Source organism: Bosea sp. BIWAKO-01, assembly GCF_001748145.1.
Classification (GTDB): domain Bacteria; phylum Pseudomonadota; class Alphaproteobacteria; order Rhizobiales; family Beijerinckiaceae; genus Allobosea.
Genome location: NZ_BCQA01000001.1, coordinates 3067925 through 3092023, shown reverse-complemented (window position 1 = coordinate 3092023; position 24099 = coordinate 3067925). Strand labels below are relative to the sequence as shown.

At 66.9% G+C, this 24099-nt stretch carries 20 protein-coding genes; 13 read left to right on the top strand and 7 right to left on the bottom strand.

From position 1 onward, the window contains the following. Positions 1–88 precede the first annotated feature (88 nt). Positions 89–2146: a penicillin-binding protein 1C gene (gene pbpC / locus BIWAKO_RS14265; protein WP_244523445.1), complete on the top strand. Its 2058-nt coding sequence runs from the start codon at positions 89–91 to the stop codon at positions 2144–2146. A 71-nt stretch (positions 2147–2217) separates the two neighbouring features. Here the strand turns inward: pbpC and BIWAKO_RS14260 are convergent, their stop codons facing one another. The 5 genes from BIWAKO_RS14260 to BIWAKO_RS36640 form a co-directional block, all read right to left on the bottom strand. Next, a complete protein-coding gene (locus BIWAKO_RS14260; protein WP_069879224.1) occupies positions 2218–5301 on the bottom strand; it encodes an efflux RND transporter permease subunit in 3084 nt (1027 codons plus the stop codon). Continuing rightward, complete coding sequence (locus BIWAKO_RS14255; protein ID WP_069879223.1) at positions 5298–6392, bottom strand: efflux RND transporter periplasmic adaptor subunit; 1095 nt, start codon at positions 6390–6392, stop codon at positions 5298–5300. The genes BIWAKO_RS14260 and BIWAKO_RS14255 overlap by 4 nt, the downstream gene beginning before the upstream one ends. Positions 6393–6600: 208 nt before the next feature. Next, a complete protein-coding gene (locus tag BIWAKO_RS14250) occupies positions 6601–9918 on the bottom strand; it encodes an error-prone DNA polymerase (protein WP_069879222.1) in 3318 nt (1105 codons plus the stop codon). Continuing rightward, on the bottom strand, positions 9915–11384 hold the full coding sequence (locus BIWAKO_RS14245; protein WP_069879221.1) for a Y-family DNA polymerase: 1470 nt from the start codon (positions 11382–11384) through the stop codon (positions 9915–9917). Before BIWAKO_RS14245 ends, BIWAKO_RS14250 begins: the two co-directional genes overlap by 4 nt. A gap of 19 nt (positions 11385–11403) precedes the next feature. Next, a complete protein-coding gene (locus tag BIWAKO_RS36640) occupies positions 11404–12231 on the bottom strand; it encodes an ImuA family protein (RefSeq protein ID WP_069879220.1) in 828 nt (275 codons plus the stop codon). 223 nt (positions 12232–12454) lie between these two features. On the opposite strand from BIWAKO_RS36640, the gene phnC reads away from it, so the two are divergent. The 4 genes from phnC (at position 12455) to phnE (BIWAKO_RS14220) (ending at position 16087) form a co-directional block, all read left to right on the top strand. Beyond that, the gene (gene phnC, locus BIWAKO_RS14235) at positions 12455–13273 is read left to right on the top strand and encodes a phosphonate ABC transporter ATP-binding protein (protein ID WP_084651385.1); all 819 of its coding nucleotides are present in this window, start codon (positions 12455–12457) and stop codon (positions 13271–13273) included. 71 nt (positions 13274–13344) lie between these two features. Continuing rightward, complete coding sequence (gene phnD, locus BIWAKO_RS14230; protein WP_069879218.1) at positions 13345–14262, top strand: phosphonate ABC transporter substrate-binding protein; 918 nt, start codon at positions 13345–13347, stop codon at positions 14260–14262. Between the two features lie 92 nt (positions 14263–14354). Then, positions 14355–15236: a phosphonate ABC transporter, permease protein PhnE gene (gene phnE, locus BIWAKO_RS14225; protein ID WP_069882483.1), complete on the top strand. Its 882-nt coding sequence runs from the start codon at positions 14355–14357 to the stop codon at positions 15234–15236. Then, positions 15233–16087, top strand: coding sequence for a phosphonate ABC transporter, permease protein PhnE (phnE, locus tag BIWAKO_RS14220; RefSeq protein WP_069879217.1), 855 nt, complete (start codon positions 15233–15235; stop codon positions 16085–16087). Before phnE (BIWAKO_RS14225) ends, phnE (BIWAKO_RS14220) begins: the two co-directional genes overlap by 4 nt. A 70-nt stretch (positions 16088–16157) precedes the next feature. Here the strand turns inward: phnE (BIWAKO_RS14220) and phnF are convergent, their stop codons facing one another. Beyond that, positions 16158–16907: a phosphonate metabolism transcriptional regulator PhnF gene (gene phnF / locus BIWAKO_RS14215; protein ID WP_069879216.1), complete on the bottom strand. Its 750-nt coding sequence runs from the start codon at positions 16905–16907 to the stop codon at positions 16158–16160. Between the two features lie 88 nt (positions 16908–16995). Here phnF and phnG point away from each other — a divergent pair, with 88 nt between their 5' ends. Genes phnG through BIWAKO_RS14175 form a run of 8 tightly spaced genes read left to right on the top strand, consistent with a single transcriptional unit; the run spans position 16996 to position 23500 of the window. After that, positions 16996–17436: a phosphonate C-P lyase system protein PhnG gene (gene phnG / locus BIWAKO_RS14210; RefSeq protein WP_069879215.1), complete on the top strand. Its 441-nt coding sequence runs from the start codon at positions 16996–16998 to the stop codon at positions 17434–17436. After that, a complete protein-coding gene (phnH, locus tag BIWAKO_RS14205; protein ID WP_069879214.1) occupies positions 17436–18038 on the top strand; it encodes a phosphonate C-P lyase system protein PhnH in 603 nt (200 codons plus the stop codon). The genes phnG and phnH overlap by 1 nt, the downstream gene beginning before the upstream one ends. Next, complete coding sequence (locus BIWAKO_RS14200) at positions 18038–19180, top strand: carbon-phosphorus lyase complex subunit (protein WP_069879213.1); 1143 nt, start codon at positions 18038–18040, stop codon at positions 19178–19180. Before phnH ends, BIWAKO_RS14200 begins: the two co-directional genes overlap by 1 nt. After that, on the top strand, positions 19177–20124 hold the full coding sequence (locus tag BIWAKO_RS14195; protein ID WP_069879212.1) for an alpha-D-ribose 1-methylphosphonate 5-phosphate C-P-lyase PhnJ: 948 nt from the start codon (positions 19177–19179) through the stop codon (positions 20122–20124). Before BIWAKO_RS14200 ends, BIWAKO_RS14195 begins: the two co-directional genes overlap by 4 nt. Before the next feature lie 29 nt (positions 20125–20153). Next, positions 20154–20927 carry a phosphonate C-P lyase system protein PhnK gene (gene phnK / locus BIWAKO_RS14190; protein WP_201788699.1) on the top strand — a complete coding sequence of 258 codons (774 nt, stop codon included), beginning with the start codon at positions 20154–20156 and terminating at the stop codon, positions 20925–20927. Positions 20928–20970: 43 nt separating this feature from the next. After that, positions 20971–21669 (top strand): phosphonate C-P lyase system protein PhnL, encoded by a 699-nt coding sequence (gene phnL / locus BIWAKO_RS14185; protein WP_069879210.1) that lies wholly within the window; start codon positions 20971–20973, stop codon positions 21667–21669. Next, positions 21669–22808: an alpha-D-ribose 1-methylphosphonate 5-triphosphate diphosphatase gene (locus BIWAKO_RS14180; RefSeq protein WP_069879209.1), complete on the top strand. Its 1140-nt coding sequence runs from the start codon at positions 21669–21671 to the stop codon at positions 22806–22808. Before phnL ends, BIWAKO_RS14180 begins: the two co-directional genes overlap by 1 nt. Further along, on the top strand, positions 22805–23500 hold the full coding sequence (locus tag BIWAKO_RS14175; RefSeq protein WP_244523444.1) for a DUF1045 domain-containing protein: 696 nt from the start codon (positions 22805–22807) through the stop codon (positions 23498–23500). Before BIWAKO_RS14180 ends, BIWAKO_RS14175 begins: the two co-directional genes overlap by 4 nt. Here BIWAKO_RS14175 and phnN read toward each other — a convergent pair whose 3' ends face one another. After that, positions 23501–24070, bottom strand: coding sequence for a phosphonate metabolism protein/1,5-bisphosphokinase (PRPP-forming) PhnN (phnN, locus tag BIWAKO_RS14170; RefSeq protein WP_069879207.1), 570 nt, complete (start codon positions 24068–24070; stop codon positions 23501–23503). Between the last annotated feature and the right edge of the window lie 29 nt (positions 24071–24099).

Sequence of the window (24099 nt, the reverse complement as noted above, 5' to 3'; positions counted from 1 at the left end):
GATCAGGCAGGACGAGCAAGGCGGCAGCCCACCTCCCTCCCCTTCGCGGGGCGGGAGGGGTCGACGTCGCTGGCTGAAGCCCGTTGCCTTGGCAACGGCGCTCGGGCTTGCGCTCGCGGGTTTGGCTGCCGGCTCCATCGTCTACTACGCCTCCACTCTGCCCCCACTCGATGTCTCGGCCGCGCATGACCGCTCGACCGTGGTGCTGGATCGCGACGGCAAGCTGCTGCGCCCCTTCCTCACCGCTGACGGTCGCTGGAAGCTCCCGGTCGGCGTCGAGGACGTCGATCCGCGCTATCTCGCGATGCTGAAGGCTTTTGAGGACAGGCGCTTCGACAGCCATTCCGGAATCGACCCGGTCGCGATGCTGCGTGCCGCCGGGCAGATGCTGGTCAGTGGCCGCGTCGTCTCCGGCGGCTCGACACTGACCATGCAGGTCGCGCGCCTGCTCGAACCGCGCGAGGAGCGTTCGCTTGCCGCCAAGCTGCGCCAGGCCGTGCGCGCGATTGAGCTGGAACGCCGCTTTAGCAAGGACCAGATCCTCGATCTCTACCTGGCGCTCGCACCCTTCGGCGGCAACCTCGAAGGCCTGCGTGCGGCGAGTCTTGCCTATTTCGGCCGCGAGCCGAAACGTCTTTCCACAGCCGAAGCCGCTCTGCTCGTCGCGCTGCCACAAGCACCGGAACAACGCCGGCCCGACCGCTTCGCGGAGACCGCCCGCAAGGCGCGTGACAGGGTGCTCGCCCGCATCGAGGCAGCAGGCCTCGTGACGCAGTCCGAGGTCGCAGCCGCACGTGATGAGCCGGTTCCGACCGCACGAAGGGCCTTTCCCAATCTGGCGCCGCATGTCGCCGAACAGGCAGTGGCCGAGGCACAGACCGTTCGCCGCCACCACCTGACCATCGATGCAAGGCTGCAGGCCAATCTCGAACAGCTTGCCCGCGAACGCAGCCTCGGCCTCGCCCCGCAAGTCTCGATTGCCGTTCTCGCCGTCGACAACGAGACCGGTGAGATCCGTGCCTCGGTCGGCGGCGTCGATTATTTTGCAGCCGAGCGTGCCGGATCGCTCGATCTCACCCGCGCCCTGCGCTCACCGGGTTCGGCCCTCAAGCCATTCATCTATGCGCTCGCCTTCGATAACGGCCTCGCCCATCCCGAGACCATGCTGGAGGATCGGCCGGCGCGTTACGGGCTCTATGTGCCGGAGAATTTCGATCTCGGCTTCCAGGGCATGGTCAGCGCGCGCAAGGCCTTGCAGCTTTCGCTGAACGTCCCGACCGTGGAATTGCTCTCGTCACTCGGCCCGCAACGCTTCCTCTCGCGACTGCGCGATTCCGGCGTCGCGATCGCCATGCCGAAGGAGGGAGGTGCGCCGGGCTTAGCCGTCGGCCTCGGCGGTCTCGGCATCACCCTGTCCGACCTGACGCGGCTCTATGTCGGCCTCGCCCGCGGCGGCGAGATGCTGCCGCTCAAGATCAAGGCCGGCGATCAGCCGGCCGGAGAGGCGCCTCGCCTCGTCGATCCCGTTGCAGCCTGGTATGTCGCCGACACCTTGCTCGGCGCTCCGCCGCCGCTCAATGCCGCACCGGGGCGTATCGCCTACAAGACCGGCACATCCTATGGCTATCGCGACGCCTGGGCCGTCGGCTTCGACCGCAAGCACACGATCGGCGTCTGGGTCGGTCGCGCCGATAACGGGGCCGTGCCGGGGCTCGTCGGGCGCGTCGTCGCGGCACCGATCCTGTTCGATGCCTTTGCCCGCCTCGGCCATGATCCGCGGCCATTCCTGCAGCCGCCGAACGCCATCATATCCTCGACATCGAACCTGCCGCCGCCGCTGCGCCATCTCCGGCAGGACGTGCCCAAGACGCTGACCGCCCTTACCCGTCCTGGCCTCACGCTGGCCTTCCCGCCGGAAGGCGCGCGCATCGATCTCGCGGCGTCGGTCGTCGACGGGCACGCGCTGCTCAATCTCAAGGCCGCCGGCGGCGCCCCGCCCTATACTTGGCTGGTCGACGGCGCGCCGGTGACCGCGCCGACCCGTCGCCGCGAGACCGCCTGGCAGCCCGGCGGCAAGGGCTTTGTCCGGATTTCGGTGATCGACGGCGCAGGCGCGAGCGAGAGCGTCTCGGTCAGGCTGCAGTAGCGCAAGGCATCAAGTGCGAACGGAGCGATCCAGGCGCCGGCGATGCGGCCTGGATCGCTTTTCCGCAGAGTTCACTCCGCGGGCTGGACCTGTGTCGGGCCATGCGCCGCGTCCTCGCCATGCACGGGCCGATGCGCCCGCGCCAGATAGCTATAGGCGACCGGCACCACATAGAGCGTCAACAGAGTGCCGAACGTCATGCCACCGACGATGACCCAGCCGATCTGAGAGCGGCTTTCGGCGCCGGCGCCATGGGCGAGCGCCAGCGGCACCGCACCAAGCACCATCGCGCCCGTCGTCATCAGGATCGGCCGCAGGCGCAGTTCCGCGGCCTCGACCAGCGCATCGACGAGTTCCTTGCCCTCCTCGCGCAACTGGTTGGTGAACTCGAGGATGAGGATGCCGTGCTTGGTGATCAGGCCGACGAGCGTGATCAGGCCGATCTGGCTGTAGACGTTGAGTGTGCCTCCGCTGAAATACAAAGCCGCCAGCGCACCCGTGATCGAGAGCGGCACCGAGACCATGATCACGACGGGGTCGATGAAGCTCTCGAACTGCGCCGCCAGCACCAGATAGATGAAGCCGAGCGCCAGGAGGAACACGATCGCGATCGAGGAGCCAGCCTGCTTGAACTCGCGGCTCTGGCCGGAATAGTCGATCTGCACCGACTTCGGCAGCACCTTGGCGGCCGCCTGCTCCAGGACGGCCAGTCCATCGCCGAGCGAATAGCCCGGCGCCGGCACCGCAGTGATCGTCGCGGAGCGCAGCTGGTTGAAGCGAATCAACTCCTTGGGCGCGACGTTCTCCTCGATGCTGACAAGGCTGGAGAGCTGCACCACCGTGCCGTTGCGACCACGCAGATAGATCGACTGCAGCGCCTGAGGCGTGTTGCGATCCTCCCCGGCGACCTGCAGCATCACATCATATTGCTCGCCGTTCATGTTGAAGCGCGTCACCTGCCGTCCGCCGAGCAAGGTCTCCATTGTCCGGCCGATGATATCGACACCGACGCCAAGATCGCTGGCGCGCTGCCGGTCGATCGAAACCTTGATCTGCGGCTTGTCCAGGATGAGGTTGGATTCGAGATTGGTCAGCACCGGCGAGGCGGACGCCTCTGCAATGACCGCATCGACATAGTTCTTGATCTCGGCATAGGAATCCGAGGAGCGCAGCACGAACTCGATTGGCTTGCTGTTGGCTCCGCCGCCGCCAAGCGAGGGCGGATTCACCGCGAAGAGGCGGATGCCCGGAATCTGCGACAGCCCGCGATTGATCTCGGCAACGAGATCCTGCTGCTTGCGGTGGCGCTCTTCCCAGGGCTTCAGCCGCGCGAATGCGATGGCGCGCGTCACGTCGGGGAAGCCGGTGATGACGAGATAGCTCTCGACCTCCGGAAGATTCTTGAAATACTCCTCAACCTGCCGCGCATAGCTCGCCGTGAAGCTCAGCGTTGCGCCCTCAGGGGAGACGCCGATGGCATTGATCGTGCCACGGTCCTCCACCGGAGCCAGCTCGGAGCGGAGGTTCGTGAAGAAGTAATAGCTGCCGCCGGCAACGCAGAGCGCCAGCAGCACGATGACCGGGCGCATCGAAAGCGCCCCACGCAGCGAACGGCGATAACCGCTGGAAAGCGCATCGAAACCGCGCTCCAGCACGTTGTAGAGCCAGCCATGCGACTCGTGCGGCTTCAGGAGTTTGGCGCACATCATCGGCGTCAGCGTCAGCGCGACGAAGCCGGAGACGAGCACTGCACCTGCCAGCGTCAGGGCGAACTCGATGAAGAGCTTTCCGGTGCGCCCGGTCGAGAACGCCATCGGCGCGTAGACCGCTACCAGCGTCAGCGTCATCGCGACGACCGCGAAGGCGATCTCGTTGATGCCGCGGATCGCCGCCTTGCTTGGTTCCATGCCGTTCTCGACATGGCGGTGCACGTTCTCCAGCACGACGATGGCATCGTCGACGACAAGCCCGATGGCGAGCACCATCGAGAGCAACGTCAACGTGTTGACGGTGAAGCCGAGCGCATACATCAGCGCGAAGGAGCCGATCAGCGAAACCGGGATCGTGACCAGCGGGATCAACGTCGCGCGCAGCGAGCGCAGGAAGACGAAGATGATCAGCACGACCAGGACAACCGCCTCGCCGATCGTGGTGTACACCGCCTGGATCGAGCGATCGATGAAAATCGAGGTGTCGTAGGAGGTCGCGATCGCCATGCCGTCCGGCAGGTCATCGGTGATCTCCGGCAGCGCCGCACGCACACCGGAGGAGACATCGAGCGGATTGGCCGTCGCCTGCTTGACGATGCCGATCGTCACCGAAGGGCGGCCGGCGAACCAGGCGGCGTTACGCTCCTCGCGCGCCCCGAGCTCGACCTTCGCAACATCGCTCAGCTTCACCGGAAATGCGCTGACATCCTTGATCACGATCTGCTGGAATTGCTCGGGCGTGGTCAGGCTGGTTTGCGACAGCACCGTGAACTCACGGTCGTTGCTCTCGATGCGGCCGGACGGGATCTCGACGTTCTGCGCCCGCAGCGCCGCCTCGATTTCCTGCACGGTGATATTGTAGGCGGCCATGCGGGCCCGATCGAGCCAGATGCGCATCGCATATTGCCGCTGGCCGAGAATGCGCACTTCGGCCACGCCGGTGATGTTCTGCACCCGGTCGGCGATGAAGCGGTCGGCGAAGTCGGTCAGCTCCAGCGGGCTGTGCCGCGTGCTGGTCAGCGACAGATACATCACCGGCTGGGCGTCGGCCTCGACCTTGGCGATGATCGGCTCGTCGATCTCGTCCGGCATGCGTCCACGCACGCGGCTGACGCGGTCGCGCACATCGGAGGCCGCGACATCCGGATCCACGTCCGGACGGAAGCGCACAGAGATGCTGCTGCGCTCCTGACGGCTGTTCGAGGTGATGATCTCGATGCCCTCGATGCCCGCGATCGAGTTCTCCAGGATCTGCGTGACCTGCGATTCGATGATCTCGGCGCTGGCGCCGCGATAGGTCGTGTTCACCGAGACGATCGGCTCGTCGATGTTCGGGTATTCCCGCACCGTCAGCCGGCCATAGGACACGATGCCGATGAGGATGACGAGCAGGCTGAGGACGGTCGAGAGAACCGGCCGGCGGACGAAGAGCGCAAACAGGCTCATCGTGCGTCGCTCGTCTGCACCGGCGCCGGAGCATTCTTGACCGCAACGGCCGAGCCGTCACGCAGGCGCATCTGGCCGGCCGTGACGATCTGCATGGTCGGGGTCAGCCCCTTCACGATCTCGACCTTGCCCGGAAGGCGCTTGCCGAGCTCGACCGGCATGCGCTTCGCCTTGCCGTTCTCAACCACGAAGATCATCTTGCCGGTGCCATCGGGGACTACGGCCGTCTCCGGCACGACGAGCGCGTTCTCGCGCTGGTCGACGATGATGTTGATCCGCGCGAACAGGCCGGGCTTCAGGACGCCGTCGCCGTTCGGGATGGTGGCGCGCAGTCGGATCGCGCGGCCGTTCACATCGACGATCGGATCGATCGCGAAGATCGTGCCGGTGAAGCCGGTGTCGGGCAGCGCATCGACCTTGAGCTGGATGATCTGCCCGACCTTGACCCGTGTCAGGTAAATCTCGGGGACCCGGAAATCGACCTTCATCGGGTCGGTTGCGGTGAGCGTGATCAGCTCCTTGCCGACCGAGACATAGTCCCCGACGCTGACCGAGCGCAGGCCGACAACCCCGGTGAAGGGCGCGTTTATGGCGGTCAGAGCGCGGCGCGAGGTCGCGAGCTGCAGGCGAGCTTCGCTGGAGGCCAGTTGCGCCGTCGCCTGTTCGAGCGCGACCTGCGTGCCCGAGCCACGGTCGACTAGCGCGCGGTTGCGCTCATAGGTATCCCGCGCCAGCCGCAGATCCGCCTCGGCCAGTTTCACCTCGGCGTCGAGGATCGCCCGGTCGAGCTTGACCAGTTCCTGGCCCTTGGTGACGCGCTCGCCTTCCTTGAACCCCAGTGCCACGACCCGGCCGGCGATCTCGGGAGCGATGACCACTGTTTCATTCGCGGTCAGCGTGCCCAGCGCCTGGACCTCTTCGTTGACGGTCACGGCCTCGACCCGGCTGACTTCGACCGGTACACCGGCGGCCTGCGGGTTCGTCACCGCGCGCGCCTGCGCAGGCTGCGCGCCAGCCTTGAAGCTGCGGTAGCCGTAATAGCCGCCGCCAGCGACGCCAGCGATCAGGAGGACAAGGACAAGCCGCTTCATAGGTCAGGGTGCTCCGGTATCGTCGCAAGCCCTATGGGACTGGACGATGCAGTTCAAATTACAAATCCGTAAGTGTGGTTTCATGACGGCCGCAACGGTTTTGTGAACCGGCCGGCTTTTCGCATGCAAGACCGGAACCAAGACGCGAAACAAGCCCGGAACGGGCTGCTGGCGGCAGATTTCGGGGCCCTGTGGCCAAATTAAGCCTTTAGTGGAAGTCGCGAGAGCGCGGCAGCACCCTGACATTGCGCGGGTGCGTATGTTGGCGCGGCGGCAAGCGGCTGTCGGACTGCGGGTGCTGCACCTCGTCGGCCCGCGCCAGGGTGCGGTGCAGCAGCCCGTCGGCCAGCCGCGCCAGTTCCTCCGAGCGATCCTCGATCCTGTCGACGACGAGATGGACGATCCCCTCCGGGCTGCGCTGCAGCCGGCCGGCGAGCAGGACAAGGCGCGCGCCCATCGCCTGCCGGCGGTAGCGCTCGAAGGTCTTTGGCCAGAGCACCGCATTGGCGATGCCGGTCTCGTCCTCCAGCGTCATGAACATCACCCCTTTGGCGCTGCCCGGCCGCTGGCGCACCGTGATGATGCCCGCCAGCCGGCAGCGCGTGCCGTCCGCCGCAGCCAGCACCTGCTCGCAGCTCAGTGCCCGCTCACGTGCGAAAAGCGGGCGCAGGAACTGCATCGGATGCCCCTTCAGCGACAGGCGCAGATGCTGGTAATCCGCGATGACCTGTTCCGAGTCTCGCATGCGCGGCAACAGGGTATCGGGCTCCCGGGCGAGCTCGGCGCTCTCGCTCGCCGCAAAGAGTGGCAGCGGGCTGTCATCCGGGAGCCTGCGCACCTCCCAGAGCGCCTCGCGCCGGCTGAGGCCGAGTGAGCCGAAAGCATCGGCATCGGCCAGCGCGACGAGGGCACGCGTGGGCAACCTGGCGCGCCGCGCCAAGGCCTCGACGCTGTCATAACCCTGCCCGCGCGCCGTCACGAGCGCCTGGCCAAAAGCCTTCGAGATCCCGTCGATCTGGCGCAGCCCCAGCCGCATCGCGAGTGCACCGTCCTCGCGTCGCTCCAGCGTGTTGTCGTGATCGCTCAGATTGATGTCGACCGGCCGGATCTCGACCTTGTTGTCCTGCGCCGCCCGGATGATCTGCGCAGGAGCATAGAAACCCATGGGCTGCGAGTTCAGAAGCGCCGCGGTGAAGGCAGCGGCATGATGACACTTGAGCCAGGCCGAAGCATAGACCAGCAGGGCGAAGGAGGCCGCGTGGCTCTCCGGAAAGCCGTATTCGCCAAAGCCCTTGATCTGGTTGAAACAGGCGGATGCGAAGGCGCGATCATAGCCGCGCGCGACCATGCGCTCGACCATCATCGCCTCGAAATTCTGGATCGTGCCGACATGGCGGAAGGTCGCCATGGCACGCCGCAAACCATTGGCCTCATCCTCGGTGAACTTCGCCGCCTCGATGGCGATGCGCATCGCCTGCTCCTGGAACAGCGGCACACCGAGCGTCTTTTTCAGAACCAGCTCCAGCTCGTCTCGAGGCCCATGTTCCGGCGCGGGTCGGGGGTAGACGACCTCATCCGGGTTTTTCCGCCGCCGCAGATAAGGGTGGACCATATTGCCCTGGATCGGGCCCGGCCGGACGATCGCGACCTCGATGACGAGATCGTAGAATTTCCTGGGCTTCAGCCGCGGCAGCATGTTCATCTGCGCCCGGCTCTCGACCTGAAAGACGCCGATCGCATCGGCCTGGCAGAGCATGTCGTAGACGCGCGGATCATCCTGCTCGATCGTCGCCAACTCCCAGTGTTTGCCTCCGTGCAGAGCGATCAGGTCAAAGGCCTTCCTAATGCAGGTCAGCATGCCGAGCGCGAGCACATCGACCTTCATCATCCGGAGCGCATCGATATCGTCCTTGTCCCATTCGATGAAGCTGCGGTCCTTCATGCCGCCCCAGCCGATCGGCACGCATTCGTCGAGCCGCCCGCGCGTCAGCACGAAGCCACCGACATGCTGGGAGAGATGGCGGGGGAAGCCGATCAACTCGGTCGCCAGCGCGGCCGCGCGCGCGATCATCGGATTGGCGGGGTCGAGCCCCGCCTGCCGGACATGGTTTTCCGGCAGGCCCTCGCCCCAGCTGCCCCAGACCGTGTTGGCGAGCGCGGCCGTGACATCCTCGCTCAAGCCGAGCGCCTTGCCGACCTCGCGAATGGCGCTGCGCGGCCGATAGCAGATCACCGTGGCGCAGATGCCGGCGCGCAGCCGGCCATAGCGCTCATAGATATACTGCATCACCTCCTCGCGCCGCTCATGCTCGAAGTCGACATCGATATCGGGCGGCTCCTTGCGCTGTTCGGAGAGAAAACGGGCGAGGAGCGAATTGCCCTCCATCGGGTCGACGGCCGTGACCCAGAGGCAGTAGCAGACCGCCGAATTCGCGGCCGAGCCCCGCCCCTGGCACAGGATCGGCGGCTCCTGTGCACGGGCGAAGCGCACGATGTCGTGGACCGTCAGGAAGTAGCGCGCGTAATCGAGCTTCGCGATCAGTGCGAATTCCTTGTGCAGCAGGTCGCGTACCTTGCCCGGCACACCCTCGGGATAGCGCCTGTGCGCCCCCCCCCAGGCGAGACGCTCCAGATGCTCCTGCGGAGTGCTCCCGGGAGGAACCGGTTCGTCCGGATACTCGTATTGCAACTGGTCGAGCGAGAACCGGCAGCGTTCGAGGAAGCGCACCGTCTCCGCCACCATCTCCGGCGCGTGCCGGAACTGATGGGCCATCTCGCGCGGCGATTTGAGATGGCGCTCGGCATGGGCCTCCAGCATGCGCCCGGCCCGCTCGATCGGGACATGCTCGCGGATGCAGCTGACGACATCCTGCAAGGGCCGCCGCTCAGGCGCATGATAGAGCACGTCGTTGACGGCGAGACAGGGCACACCCACCCTGGCCGCGAGCAGCGCCAATACATCGGCCCGGCGCCGGTCGTCGCCGCGATGCGGCATGTCGATACCCAGCCAGAGCCGACCCCGCGCAAACTCGGAAACGCTCGCGAGAGCCGCAGCGATCTCGCTGTCCGGCCGCCGTTCCGGCATCAGGATCAGCAGCTGGCCTTCCGCGAATTCGCGCAGGTCGGAGAGCGTGAGGATGCATTCGCCCTTCTTCTCGACCTTCATCTTGCCGTGGGTCAGCAGGCGGCAGAGCCTGCCATAGGCGTCGCGATCCTGGGGATAGGCGAGCAGGTCAGGCGTGCCATCGGACAGGACGAGGCGGACCCCGACCGCGAATGTCAGCTTAGTGGCGGCGATACCCGCCTCGCGCATCGCCGCATGGGCCCGCACCACGCCGGCCAGAGAATTGCGGTCGGCGAGTCCGATTCCGGCAAGGTCGAGTTCAGCCGCCCGCCCAACCAGTTCCTCCGGACTCGAGGCCCCGCGCAGGAAGGAGAAGTTGGAGGTGACCGCGAGTTCGGCATAGCGCGCAGCTGGTCCTCCCGAGGCAGCCGCTACCAGGCGATTGTCATTGAGCCCGCTCATGCGAAAAGTCCGTGCATGAACCAGGGTGGATGCGCGGCCTCGCGGCCATAGAGTCCGTCGCGATAAAGCCAGAAGCGTCTTCCCCCTGGCTCTTCGACGCGAAAATAGTCTCGGGTCGGCGCGATCCTGCCCGTCGTCGCCCACCATTCGGCAGCGATCCGCTCCGGCCCCTCGGCCTTGGCGACCTCATGCAGCACGCGCCGCCAGCGGAAACGCGTCGGCGGCCCGTCCGGGATCTCGGCCAGCACCTCGATCGGCTCCGGCCGCGACAGCAGCCGGAGGGGTCGTTCCGGGGCAGCGCTCGGCGCCGGCCAGTCCGGGGAAAACCCGAGCCGTGCCAGCTCGCCATGACGCAGGGCGGGCACCGCCAGCGCCGCGCGCTCGGGATCATGGCTGTCCTGCGCCAGGAAACGCCGCACGCGATCCGGGCCGATCCGGGCCGCGATCGCATCAGCGACCTCCGTCAATGCCCGCTCGGCGGCGGCTTCGTCGGGCTCCTCCTTCCCACTAGCAGCGAGCGTTCCCTGATCGACGGCGAAAGGTTCGGTCACACCGGCCGAGAGCCGGATCAGGTCGAAACCGAAGCCGGGATCGAGCGGATCCACCAAGGCATCCAGCTTCAGGGCGAAGAGCCGGTCGACCGCAGCCGGATCGCGCAACGGCATCCCGGTCTCGATGCCGAGACGGCGCACGGCCCCGTCACTGCGGAAAAAGCTCGCCTCGAACAGTCTTGCGCCTTCGCCGCGCGCTTCCAGCATGCCGGCGAGACTCTCCCCCAGACCGGTCAGGGCAGAGCGGATACCGGCTTCATGCGCCAGCGGCTCGGCAAAACGCCGCTCCGCCATGCATTCCGGCAGCGGTCGCCGTGGCGACAGCGCCTGCGGCAGGCGGCCGAACGCCTGGTCGAGTCTGTCGAGCAGGTCGCGGCCGAAACGGGCGGCCAGCGGCGCGCGTGGTCGCGTCTCCAGATCGGCGATATGGGTGAGGCCCATGCGGGCGAGCCCGTGCTGCCGTGCCGCCTCCAGTCCGAGTGCCGCTGTCGGCAAGGGCCACAGGGCCTCGCTCTCCCCGCCCGGCGGCACGATGCCGCCGCGCCCGTAGCGCGCGACGCCCCAGGCCGTACGCGCCGTCCCCGCAATGGCGGCGCGCAGCGTAAAGCCCTGTCGTTTCAGCCGAAGCAGGCAGTCGCGACCAAGCGCGGCTTCGCCGCCGAAGAGATGGGTGCAGCCCGAGATATCGAGCAGCAATCCATCCTCGCCATCGAGCGCGACCAGCGGTGTATAGCAGTCGCACCAGTCGGCAACGGCGCAAAGCAGCGCCGCATCGGCCGCTTTGTCCTCCTCGACCACGACCAGCCGCGGGATCATCGCCCGCGCATCGGCCAGCGCCATGGTCGCATGAAGGCCGAGGCGTTCGGCTTCGGCATCGAGGCTCGTCAGCCGGAAGGCGCCCTTCGCCTTGCCCACCACAACAAGAGGACCAGGATCATCCGCTGGCCCGCCGGGCTGCGGGCCAGGCCTCTGCGATAGTGCCCGAACGGATGCGCCCTGGCTGCGTCTGGTCCGATCGATGGGCAGGCGCGGGAACCAGAGCGACAGGAAGCGGCTCGCGGAAGCTATACGCATGACTGTCCCACTCCATCACCCACTGCCCTGTCGCCCCATGTCGGTTGCGCAGCACCGTGACCGCAAAACTCGGCCGGCCCGGCCCATGCGCTCTCATCCGCCCCTCCGAAGGCGCCGCCGAAACCGACCAGCGGATCGTCGCCGCGCTTGGAGCAGGACTGCTTCCCAGCCGCAGGAGAAAAGCCGTCGCGCCGGCATCCCGCGCCGCCAGGACGAGACGCCGGCTGGCCGTGAGATCGAGGCAGGCCGGCGCGCCCTCGAGCTCGATCACCACCGCGCCGATGCCCGAGCGCGGGTCATTGCCGCGCGGAAAGGCGTCGCCCGCCGCCTTCAGCACGGCAAGCGGATCGCGTCCCCGCACCGCCAGCACCCGGTTTGGATCGAGCCCGAACGCCGCAAGCCCCGGCGCATAGAGCTCTCCGCCCTCTGCGCCGGCGGAATCCTGCCGCAGCCAGACGACCGGCCGCCGCTCCAGCCGCGCGATCAACCCTGCAACGAAGCCCGTCGCCGCCGGAGCCTGATGCGCCATCGCCACGATCTCGTGCAGGGCATGGCGGCGCAGTGGCCCCAGCGCCGCATCGGCCGCCGCGTGGCCAAGACTGAAGCTCGCCTCCCCGCCCAGGGAGACGGAGACGCTTTCCAAACCGGCAATGCTTCGCCGCAGCGCGGCGACGGCATGATCGCTCACGTCTTGGCACTCCAAATGTTCCTATTTTGTTCTTTATGACTCCGCCGCCTCAGACGAGTCAACAACCTCCGTGACGCCCGCCCACAGCCCCCGATCCTGCTGTCACGGCCCTGTCATCTGTCGCCGATACCGGTTTGCGCACTGCAAGAGAGCATGAGCTCCGGACTGCGCCTCGCCCATGTCCGGATGTCGCCATGCTTGCTCCTCGATGGGAAGACCGTTCATGCTGCGTATCGAAGGCCTGACCAAGCGCTTCAGCGGCAAAGCCGCCGTGGACAATGTCTCGCTGTCGATCCCGAAGGGCGAAATGGTCGGCGTCATCGGGCGCTCCGGCGCCGGCAAGTCGACCCTGCTGCGCATGATCAACCGCTTGGCGGAGCCGAGCTCCGGCCGTCTGATCAGCGACGAGCGCGATGTCACCGCATTGAAGGGTGCCGAACTGCGCGCCTGGCGTCGCGACACCGCGATGATCTTCCAGCAGTTCAATCTCGTCGGCCGCCTCGACGTGCTGACCAATGTCCTGCTCGGCCGGCTCAATCACCGCTCGACCTTCCTGACGCTGGTGAAGAGCTTCTCGCCGGACGACAAGATCCGCGCCATCGCCGCGCTCGAGCGCCTCGACATGGGCCATCTGCTGGCCCAGCGCGCCGAGACCCTCTCGGGCGGCCAGCAGCAGCGCGTCGCGATCGCCCGCGCCCTGGTCCAGGAGCCGAAGGTCATTCTCGCCGACGAGCCGATCGCCTCGCTCGACCCGCGCAACACCCAGGTCGTGATGGATGCGCTCTTCCGCATCAACCGCGAGGACGGCATCACCGTGATCTGCAATCTGCATGACCTCGATATCGCGGCGAAATACTGCGACCGGCTGATCGGCATGGCCGCCGGCAAGGTCGTGTTCGACGACGTGCCGCAGGCGCTCACCCGCGAGATCGCGGCCGAACTCTACGGCATCGAGGCCAAGGATGCCGGCGCCGAGGCGCTGGACGCCCTCGATGCCATCGCCATCGCCGAAGCCAAGCGCGCCAAGCAGAGCGCAGCCTGAGCCGGACCTGAGCCCGGCCAGGACCGCTTACGCCTGAAAAGACCACCAACAGCCTTCAACAGGAGCAAACCATGCTGACCCGCCGTCATACCCTCACGCTCGCCGCCGCCGGCCTGGCCGCGACGCTCGCCGCTCCCGCCTTCGCGCAGGACTGGAAGGCCAAATATCCGGAGCTGGTCTTCGCCATCATCCCGTCCGAGAACGCGTCTGGCGTCGTCGAGCGCTACACCCCCTTCGTCAACTATCTCGCGAAGGAACTCGGCACCAAGGTGACGCTGCGCATCGCCAACGACTATGCCGCGATCATCGAAGGCCAGCGCGCCGGCAACATCCATATCGGCATGTACGGCCCCGCCTCCTTCGCTCGCGCCCGCATGACCGGCGCCAAGGTCGATGCCTTCGCGATCGAGACCAATCTCGACGGCACCAAGGGCTACCACTCCGTCTTCTACGTGAAGAAGGACTCGCCCTATCAGAAGGTCGAGGACCTGAAGGGCAAGAATCTCGGCCTCGTCGATCCCAATTCCACCTCTGGCAACAATGTGCCGCGCTTCGTGCTCGACGGCATGAAGATCGAGCCCGAGACCTTCTTCGGCAAGGTCGTCTATACCGGCAGCCACGAGAACGCGGTCATCGCGCTCGGCCAGGGCACTGTCGACATCGCCGCCAACTGGTGGAACGACGAGCAGGAATCCAACCTGCAGCGCATGGCCCGCAAGAACATGGTCAAGGCCGACGATTTCCGGATCATCTACAAGTCCGAGCAGATCGTGAACTCGCCGATGGCCTATCTTTCCGACCTGCCGGAGCCGCTCAAGGCCTCGATCCGCGACGCCGTCCTCAATCTCGCCACCAAGGACAAGGTCGCCTTCGACAAGATCTATGAAGGCAAGCAGGGTCCGCTCGTCGCGGTCGACAACAAGGCCTACGACCCGATCATCGAACTGAACAAGTTCGTCGACGCGCTCCGCAAGAAGAAGTCCTCGTAAGCGCTTACCCGCCGACCGTCATGGCCGGGCTTGCCCCGGCCATGACGGAGTGGCGTCCCGCCGCGACTGGCGAACCCCGCGACGGAACCAACATGACCCTGACGATCGATCGCAACGACCCCGCCATTCGCGGCCATGCCGATCTCTATCGGCGCGAGATGGGCGCAAAGCGCCGCCAGGCCCTGCTCGGCGCTGCCATCTTCATCGCCTGCGTCGTCCTCTCCGCGATCGGCTCGGAGGTCGATCTCGCGAAATTCGCCGCGAACGCCTGGCGTTTCCCGAAATACATCCTCGAGACCCTGCCGACCCTGCGCCTCGCCACGCTCGGTGCCGATCTCAAGGAATGGTACTGGGGCCTGAACGGCTGGCTGAAGCTGCTCTGGCAGACCCTGCTGATTGCCTATGTCGGCACCGTTCTGGGCGCCGTCGGCGGCTTCCTGCTCTGCTTTTCCGCCGCCGCCAATCTCGGCCGTGCCGGCTGGCTGCGCTGGGCGACCCGCCGCTTCCTCGAATTCTGCCGCACCGTGCCGGAGATCGTCTTCGCGCTGATCTTCGTCATCGCCTTCGGCCTCGGCCCGCTGCCGGGCGTGCTCGCCATCGCGATCCACACCATGGGTGCGATGGGCAAGCTCTTCTCCGAGGTGGTCGAGAACATCGACATGAAGCCGGTCGACGGCCTCACTGCGACAGGCGCGGGCTGGTGGCAGACGATCCGCTTCGCCGTCGTCCCGCAGGTGCTTTCCAATTTCGCCAGCTACGCGCTGCTGCGCTTCGAGATCAATGTCCGCGGCGCCTCGATCATGGGCTTCGTCGGGGCTGGCGGCATCGGCCAGGATCTGATCGAGGCCATCCGCAAATTCTACTTCACCGATGTCAGCGCCATCCTGCTGCTGATCATCGTCACCGTCATGCTGATCGACTACGGCACCGAGCGCCTGCGCCACGCCCTGCTCAGCCTGGAGCACCGCTCATGAGCCTCGCCCTCACCGCCGCCGAGCGCGCCGATCTCGTCCGGCGCCACCAGGGGGCCATCGACGGTTCGCTGAAGACGCGCCTGACCACCATCGCAGTCCTTGCCGGTATGCTCGGCCTCTTCCTCTACGGGCTGACGACGCTGGAAGTCTCGCTCTGGAAGATCATCACCGGCATCGGCAATCTCGGCACATTCGTCGTGCTGATGCTGCCGCCGGACCCCGGCTCCGCCGCCCGCGCCGTGATCTTCGTGAAAGCGCTGTTCGAGACCATCGCCATCGCCTTCCTTGGCACGATCCTCGCCGCGATCCTCGCCTTCCCGCTTGGCTTCCTCGCGGCCAAGAACGTCGTCGCCAATCGCGTCATCCATTTCCTGGCGCGGCGCTCGCTCGACACCGTGCGCGGCGTCGATGCGCTGATCTGGGCCCTGATCTGGGTCAATGTCGTGGGCCTTGGCCCCTTCGCCGGCATGCTCGCGATCATGACCAGCGATCTCGGCGCCTTCGGCAAGCTTTATTCGGAAGCGATCGAATCCGCCGACCGCAAGCCCGTCGAGGGCGTGACCTCCTCCGGCGGCGGCAAGCTCCACGAGATCCGCTTCGGCCTGATCCCGCAGGTCCTGCCGGTCATCGCCAGCCAGGTGCTCTATTTCATCGAGTCGAACACCCGCTCCTCGACCATCATCGGCATCGTCGGCGCCGGCGGCATCGGGCTCTATCTCGCCGAGACCATCCGCACCCTGGAATGGCAGCAGGTCTCGTTCCTGATCCTGCTGGTGCTTGCCGCTGTGACCGCGATCGACTTCCTATCCAGCAAGCTGCGCTTCGCCATCATCGGCAAAAGGGCCACCTGACGGACAGGCGCGTCATGACAGGGCCTGCCCCGACCGTTCACGCCTCGCCGGGCTACGCGAGCAACTGCACTCACTCCGCGAACGGCTCGACGACCATTTCCATCCGTTCGCCGGCAAAGATGCCGTCGACCAGATGGATCGGGGTCAGATCCGGCAGTGCGTCGACCGCCGCGGAGAGCATGACCGCGGCGCCGGGCTCGATCCTGAGCAGCAGCGCCTCGCGCTCGCTGGCGAGCCGCGCCGAAAGCCGTGTCGAAAGCCGCACATAATCCGGGATGCCGCAGGCGGCGAAAGCCGCCGAGATCGACGAACCGGCCCGGCTCAGCATCTTGTCGAAATCCGGGAAGCGCTCGGCCGAGAGCAGATGCACGCCGGTGCTCACCGGCACGCCGCCGGCCAGGCTCAGCGTCTCGATCCGCCAGAGCGGCGCTCCGTCCTCCAATCGCAGGGCCGCGCAGGCCTCCGCCTCGCCCTTGACGATCCCGGCTCCCAGGATCGAGCCGGCCACGGTGATGCCGGCCGCGCCGAAATTGGTGCGCATGCTGACGCGCCGGCCGATGCGATAGGGAAAGCGTGGCGCCGTGACCTGCGTCCCGCGTCCGCGCGAGACGCTGACCAGCCCTCGATCGGCGAGATGCCGAAAGGCCTGCCGAACCGTGTGCCGGTGCACCCCATAGCGCTCGGCCAGCGCGAGCGAAGAGGGCAGCGTCGCGCCCGTCTCGTATTCGCCGCGCCCGATCGCCGCTTCGATCTCGTCCGCGATACGCCGCCATGCCGTGGCGGCTTCGCCGGCCTGGCTGGCTGCATGGGCATCCGTCATCAAAGCTTCATCCAAAATGTATAGACCTTTCTCAGCAACGACCCTATCGTAGTCTAGACATTAGGCCCTGACCAGAGAGCGACCTGAGATGAGCGGGACAACCCCACGACAGCAATGGCTGGCAATCCTCGCCCGGGCCTCTCGCACCGAGATCGAGAGCCTCGCCAGCGGGCTCGGTGCCCTGCCCGACCATGACGTGCTGAAGGCACCCGAAACCGGGACCGTGATGGTCGAGGGGCGCGCCGGCGGTGCGGGACGCCGCTTCAACCTCGGCGAAGCCACCGTGACGCGCTGCGTCGTGCGCCTCGGCGACGGCACGATGGGCTTTTCCTACGCTCTCGGTCGCGACGGCCGCAAAGCGCGGCTCGCAGCCGTGATCGACGGACTGCTGCAGGGCGAGGGCGAAGCCGCGCCGCTCCGCAGCGGCGTCGCCGAACTTGCGGCCCGCCAGCAGGCGGCGCGCACCCTCGCCTCGCGCAAGGCTGCAGCCACCAAGGTCGATTTCTTCACTCTGGTCCGGGGCGCGTGATGCAGGACGACACACTCATTGGCGCCGGCTTTTCCGAGCCGGTCTTCCAGTCCCAGGCCGCCTTCCGCGCCCTGCTCGCCGCCTTGTCGGAGCCCGGCCTCGTCCAGGACGTCGAAACCGGATTTGCTGCGCCGGCCGGATTGGAACCGGCAATCGCCACCGCCCTGCTGACCCTCGCCGATTACGAGACGCCGATCTGGCTGCCTGCCGATCTGCGGGCGGGGCCTGCCGGCGCCTGGCTGCGCTTCCATTGCGGAGCGACTTTGGTCGAAAACCCGGCTGAAGCTGCCTTCGCCGTGCTGAACGGCACCGATACCGCTCCGGCGCTGTCCGCATTCAGCCCCGGCACCGACCAGTTTCCGGATCGCTCGACCAGCGTGATCGTGCAATGCACCAGCCTCGCAGGCGGCGACGCCGTGACGCTGACCGGCCCGGGCATCGCCGACAGCCGCGAGATTGCACCAAACGGACTGCGCCCCGGCTTCTGGGCCGAGGTCGCGGCCAATGCCGCGCGCTACCCCCTCGGCATCGACCTCATTCTCAGCCATGGCGAGGCGATCATCGGCCTGCCGCGCTCGACGCAGATCCGGGAGGTCCGCTGATGTATGTCGCCGTCAAGGGGGGCGAGGCCGCCATCCTCGCCACACATGATCTCATCGCGGAAGCCCGCCGCGGCAACGAGGCCGTGCCCGAATTGGCCGTCGCGCAGATCCGCGAGCAGATGGGGCTCGCCTGCGCCCGCGTCATGAACGAAGGCTCGCTCTACGACCCCGATCTCGCAGCGCTGGCGCTAAAGCAGGCGCAGGGCGACGCCATCGAAGCCGCCTTCCTGATGCGGGCCTATCGCACGACCTTGCCGCGCTTCGGCTCGTCGGAGCCCGTCGACACGGCGCAGATGGCGATCCGCCGCCGCGTCTCCGCCACCTACAAGGACCTTCCGGGCGGCCAGGTGCTTGGCCCGACCTATGACTACACCCACCGCCTGTTCGATTTCGCGCTGATGGATGGCGCCTCTCCTGCAGCGACACCTGCGGCGGCGCCCGAGCCGCTCGACGCCACCATGCCGCGCGTGCCCGACATTCTCGGCGCCGAAGGCCTGATGGAAGCCGAGGAGCCGCCGGAGGGTGATCCCCGCCCCTTCGATCTCACCCGCGAGCCGGTCTCCTTCCCCGCCGACCGCGATGTCCGGCTCCAGGCGATGGCGCGCGGCGATGAGGGCTTCATGCTCGGCCTCGGCTATTCCGTGCAGCGCGGATACGGCAATTCGCATCCCTTCGTCGGCGAGGTCCGGGTCGGCGAGGTCAGCGTCGAATTCGTGCCCGAGGAACTCGGCTTCGCGGTCGATCTCGGAGAGATCACCCTGACCGAATGCCAGATGGTCAACCAATTCAACGGCACCAAGGACGTACCGCCGCAGTTCACGCGCGGCTATGGCCTCGCCTTCGGCCATGCCGAGCGCAAGGCGATGTCGATGTCGCTGGTCGATCGTGCGCTCAAGGCGCGCGAATTCGGCGAGGCGGCAGAGTATCCCGCGCAGCAGGACGAATTCGTGCTCTACCACTCCGACAATGTCGAAGCGGCCGGCTTCGTCGAGCATCTCAAGCTGCCGCATTATGTCGACTTCCAGGGAGAGCTCGAACTGATCCGCCGCATCCGCCGCGAGCGCGAGCAGCGCCTGGCGGGCGAGCCCCAAGAGACCCAGGTCCAAGAGACGCAAGACACCCTGCCGGAGGCCGCGGAATGACCCTGCATCAGATCGTCCCCGGCGAAGATACGAAGCCGGCTTATAATTATGCCTATCTCGACGAGCAGACCAAGCGGATGATCCGCCGCGCCCTGCTCAAGGCGGTCGCGGTGCCGGGCTATCAGGTGCCGTTCGGCTCACGAGAAATGCCGCTGGCGCGCGGCTGGGGCACGGGCGGTATCCAGATCACCGCCGCGATCATCGGCCCGGACGATGTGCTGAAGGTCATCGACCAGGGCGCGGACGACACCACCAACGCCGTCTCGATCCGCCGCTTCTTCGAACGCACCGCCGATGCGAAGACGACCGAGGCGACGGACGAGGCCACCATCATCCAGACCCGCCACCGCATCCCGGAAGCGCCGCTGAAGGCCGGGCAGATCATGGTCTATCAGGTGCCGCAGCCGGAACCCCTGCGGAAACTCGAGCCGCGCGAGGCCGAGACCCGCAAGATGCACGCCTGGGCCGAATACGGGCTGATGCAGGTCAAGCTCTACGAGAATATCGCCCGCTTCGGCGAGGTGACGACGACCTATGACTATCCGGTCGACGTCAACGGCCGCTATGTGATGGCGCCGTCGCCGATCCCGAAATTCGACAATCCGAAGATGCACATGTCGCCCTCGCTCCAGCTCTTCGGAGCCGGCCGCGAGAAGCGCATCTATGCGGTGCCGCCCCATACCAGTGTGCGCAGCCTCGATTTCGAGGACCATCCCTTCCGCATCCAGAGCTGGAACGAGCCCTGCGGGCTCTGCGGGGCAACCGATTCCTATCTCGACGAAGTCGTCACCGACGACCGCGGCGGGCGCATGTTCGTCTGCTCCGACAGCCATCATTGCGAGACGCGGCGCGCTGACGGTCATCGCGGCGCAATGCTGGCCGACGCATCGGCGCTCCATCTCGTCGACGACAAGCAGGCCAAGGACGAGGTTTCGCAGTCATGACCCAGCATGTCTCCCCCCAGGATCTCGGCATCGATCCCGATCCGCTGCTCTCGGTCTCCGGCGTCAGCCGCTTCTATGGCGAGCGCATCGGCTGCGCCGATGTCTCCTTCGATCTCTGGCCGGGCGAAGTGCTCGGCATCGTTGGCGAATCCGGCTCGGGCAAATCGACCTTGCTGCGCTGCCTCGCCGGCATCGACGCTCCGGACGAGGGCGAGGTGCTGTTTCGCGGCTCGGGCCAGCCGCTCGACATCTACTCGGTCGCCGAGCAGGATCGCCGCCGCCTGATGCGCACGGCCTGGGGCATTGTGCACCAGAACCCGCGCGACGGCCTGCGCATGGACGTCTCGGCCGGCGGCAATGTCGGCGAGCGCCTGATGGACCGCGGCGACCGGCATTACGGCAAGATCCGCGAGCGCGCGCTCGACTGGCTCACCCGTGTCGAGATCGCCGAGAACCGCATCGACGATCGTCCGCGCCAGTTCTCGGGCGGCATGCAGCAGCGTCTGCAGATCGCCCGTGTGCTGGTCTCGGAGCCGAAACTCGTCTTCATGGACGAGCCGACCGGTGGCCTCGACGTTTCCGTGCAGGCGCGGCTTCTCGATCTGCTGCGCGTGCTGGTCCGAGATCTCGGTCTGGCCGCCATCATCGTCACGCATGACCTCGCCGTCGCGCGCCTGCTCACCGACCGGCTGATGGTGATGAAGGACGGCCGCGTCGTCGAGCAGGGGCTGACCGATCAGGTCCTGGACGACCCCCATCACGCCTACACGCAGTTGCTCACCTCGGCCGTGCTGAGCGTATGAGCGTCACAATCGCGTCACCGGAACCGCGCAAGGCATCCCGACCATGACCACGATGATTCACGTCGAGAACGTCGCCAAGACCTTTACCCTGCACAATCAGGGCGGGGTCCGGCTGCCTGTCTTCGACAATATCAATTTCAGCGTCGAGGCCGGCGAGGCGCTCGTGCTTGCCGGAGCCTCGGGCGCCGGCAAGTCGAGCCTGCTGCGCATTCTCTACGGCAACTACCGGCCGAGCTCCGGCCATATTCACATCACCCATGCCGGCCGGGCCATCGACATCGTCGCGGCCGTGCCGCGCACGGTGCTCGATATCCGCCGCCGCACGCTCGGTTTCGTCTCGCAGTTCCTGCGCGTGATCCCGCGCGTTTCGGCGCTCGACATCGTCCGCGATCCGCTGCTGGCGCGCGGCGTCTCCACTGATGAGGCCAGCGCGCGCGCCGAGGCGATTCTTGCCCGGCTGAACCTGCCGGAACGCCTCTGGCACCTCGCGCCCGCCACCTTCTCCGGCGGCGAACAGCAGCGCGTCAACATCGCCCGTTCCTTCGTCGATCCGGCGCCGATCCTGCTGATCGACGAACCGACCGCCTCGCTCGATGCCGCCAATCGCGACGTCGTGGTTGACCTGATCGGTGAGGCGCGCGCAAACGGGTCCGCCATCGTCGGGATCTTCCATGACGAGGCGGTGCGCGAGCGCGTCGCCACCCGCTATCTCGACATCACCGCATTCCGGAAGGCCGCCTGATGCAGACCGTTCTCACCAATGCCAAGCTGATCCTGGAGAACGAGGTCGTCACCGGCACGATCGCCTTCGACGCAACCGGGATCACCGCTGTCGACCAGGGCCGCTCGCAATTGCCGGGCGCGATCGACATCGGCGGCGACTATGTCGCTCCCGGCCTCGTCGAGATGCATACCGACAACATGGAAAAGCACTTCATGCCCCGGCCCAAGGTGTTCTGGCCGAACGGGCTTGCAGCAGCGCTGGTCCATGACGCCCAGATGGCGGCCTCCGGGGTCACCACCGTCTATGACGCGGTCTGCGCCGGCACGCCTTTCTCGGCCAAGGACTACCGCAAGGACATCTTCGCCGACGTGATGAAGGCGCTGCGCGAAGGCAAGGCCGAAGGCGTCTTCCGCATCGACCACCGCATCCATATGCGCTGCGAACTGACCAGTCCGGACCTGATGCGCGACATCGAGCCCTATCGCGAGGACGACCTCGTCCAGCTCGTTTCGCTGATGGACCACACGCCCGGCCAACGCCAGTGGCGCGACATCCAGCACCTGCGCACCTATGCGCTCGGCAATGGCAAGACCGAGGCCGAGTTCGAGGAGGACGTCGCCGTCCGCCAGTCCGAAGGCACGGCCAATGTGCCGAGCAACTGGAGCGCCGTGGTCGAGATGTTCCGGACGCGCGGCATCCCGATCGCGACCCATGACGACACCACGGTCGACCATGTCGAGGCTGGTGTCGCGTCGGGCGCCGTGATTTCGGAGTTCCCGACCACGATCGAAGCGGCGGCAGCCGCGAAGCAGCGTGGGCTTGCCACCATCGCCGGTGCACCGAACGTCGTGCGTGGCGGCTCGCATTCCGGCGGCGTCTCGGTCTCCGAACTGGCCGAGAAGGGCCTGCTCGACGGCCTCTCCTCCGATTATGTCCCGGCAAGCCTGCTGCAGGCTGTGCTGAAGCTGCATGCCAGCCATGGCATCGCGCTGCCCGACGCCATGGGCATGGTGACCTGGAAGATCTCCGACATCCTCGGCCTGAAGGATCGCGGCCACCTGAAGACCGGCCTGCGCGCCGACCTGGTGCGCTTCAAGGCACTCGGCGCGACGCCGGTGATCGCCGCCGTCTGGTCGAAGGGCGAGCGCGCATTTTGAGCACGCCGCGCTACGCTCTCTATTACGCCCCCGCCGCCGACAGCGCCCTCTGGCGCTTCGGCAGCGCCGTGCTGGGCTATGACGCCGTCACCGGCGCGGATGTCCCCGCCCTCGTGCCGCCCGGCTGCGATCACAGCCAGTGGCCGGCCCTGACGGAGGAACCGCGCCGCTACGGTTTCCACGCCACGCTGAAGGCCCCGTTCGAACTGGCTGCTGGTCGCAGCGAAGGCCAGTTGCGCGCCTTCGCCCATAATTATGCGGCAGGCCTCGAGAGCGTCCCGCTCGACGGCCTGAGCCTCACCGCGCTCGGTTCCTTCATCGCGCTGACCCCTTCGGCCGAAAGCCCGGCGCTGCAGCGCTTCGCCTTCGCCCTCGTCCAGGCCTTCGAGCCGTTCCGCGCTCCACTGGCCGAGGCCGATATGGCGCGGCGCCTGAAAAACCCGCTGACCCCGGCCCAGCGCGCCTATCTCGAAGCCTATGGCTATCCCTATGTCGGCGACGCCTTCCGCTTCCACATGACGCTGACCGGCTCGCTGCCGATGGATCAGGGGGCTTCCGTACAGCTCGCTCTCAGCGATGCCTACGCGCAGGCCGTTCCGGCAAAGCCCGCCGTGATCGACCGCATCGCACTCTTCAAGCAGGACACGCGGGCAGGCCGCTTCCGCCTGCTCGACAGTTTTCCGCTGGCCTGATCAGCGATGCGGGCTGAGCGCGGTCAACACGGCGACGAACTCGCCGGCCGCCTCGGCCACGGTCCGGTCGTTCTGGATCGAAACCAGTTGTGCGCGCTCAGTCGTCAGCGGCACCTCGCGGGCAAGCCGGGCACGGATATCGGCCTCGCTTTCGCGTCCACGCGCTGCCAGCCGCCTGGCAAGAACCTCGTTCGGGGCGGTGATGTTGACCACCGTCACCTGGCCGGCAAGACGCTCGGCCGCGGGAACGGCCCGGCGCGAGCCATTGGCGATCACCACCTGCCCGCTCGCGATGCCGGCCAGCGCTGCGGCCGGAATGCCGTAGCAGAGGCCATGGGCGCGCCAGCTGAGCGCGAGTGCGCCGCGCGCTTCGGCCTCGTCGAATTCAGCCTCGCTGCAGCTGTCGTGGTCCTCGGCGCCGGCCATGGCCTGGCGGGTGATCAGGCGGCGAACGAAGGCGAAGCGGCCATCGCCTGCCAGCGCGGCACGGGCGGCCTCCATCAGCGTGTCCTTGCCCGCTCCGGACGGGCCAACCACCAGCACGAGAACTCCCGATCCTGCGGCCATCATGGCTGCAGAGGGCTCCAGCAGATCTTGAG

Excerpts from the sequence above, each read along its gene's own strand:
- BIWAKO_RS14180 (WP_069879209.1), top strand. The coding sequence starts at position 21,669 with ATGCAGACCGTTCTCACCAATGCCAAGCTGATCCTGGAGAACGAGGTC.
- BIWAKO_RS14250 (WP_069879222.1), bottom strand. The coding sequence starts at position 9,918 with ATGAGCGGGCTCAATGACAATCGCCTGGTAGCGGCTGCCTCGGGAGGA.
- BIWAKO_RS14255 (WP_069879223.1), bottom strand. The coding sequence starts at position 6,392 with ATGAAGCGGCTTGTCCTTGTCCTCCTGATCGCTGGCGTCGCTGGCGGC.
- phnH (WP_069879214.1), top strand. The coding sequence starts at position 17,436 with ATGCAGGACGACACACTCATTGGCGCCGGCTTTTCCGAGCCGGTCTTC.
- phnE (WP_069882483.1), top strand. The coding sequence starts at position 14,355 with ATGACCCTGACGATCGATCGCAACGACCCCGCCATTCGCGGCCATGCC.
- phnG (WP_069879215.1), top strand. The coding sequence starts at position 16,996 with ATGAGCGGGACAACCCCACGACAGCAATGGCTGGCAATCCTCGCCCGG.
- phnL (WP_069879210.1), top strand. The coding sequence starts at position 20,971 with ATGACCACGATGATTCACGTCGAGAACGTCGCCAAGACCTTTACCCTG.
- BIWAKO_RS14200 (WP_069879213.1), top strand. The coding sequence starts at position 18,038 with ATGTATGTCGCCGTCAAGGGGGGCGAGGCCGCCATCCTCGCCACACAT.
- BIWAKO_RS14260 (WP_069879224.1), bottom strand. The coding sequence starts at position 5,301 with ATGAGCCTGTTTGCGCTCTTCGTCCGCCGGCCGGTTCTCTCGACCGTC.
- BIWAKO_RS14195 (WP_069879212.1), top strand. The coding sequence starts at position 19,177 with ATGACCCTGCATCAGATCGTCCCCGGCGAAGATACGAAGCCGGCTTAT.
- phnE (WP_069879217.1), top strand. The coding sequence starts at position 15,233 with ATGAGCCTCGCCCTCACCGCCGCCGAGCGCGCCGATCTCGTCCGGCGC.
- phnF (WP_069879216.1), bottom strand. The coding sequence starts at position 16,907 with ATGACGGATGCCCATGCAGCCAGCCAGGCCGGCGAAGCCGCCACGGCA.
- phnD (WP_069879218.1), top strand. The coding sequence starts at position 13,345 with ATGCTGACCCGCCGTCATACCCTCACGCTCGCCGCCGCCGGCCTGGCC.
- phnC (WP_084651385.1), top strand. The coding sequence starts at position 12,455 with ATGCTGCGTATCGAAGGCCTGACCAAGCGCTTCAGCGGCAAAGCCGCC.
- phnN (WP_069879207.1), bottom strand. The coding sequence starts at position 24,070 with ATGATGGCCGCAGGATCGGGAGTTCTCGTGCTGGTGGTTGGCCCGTCC.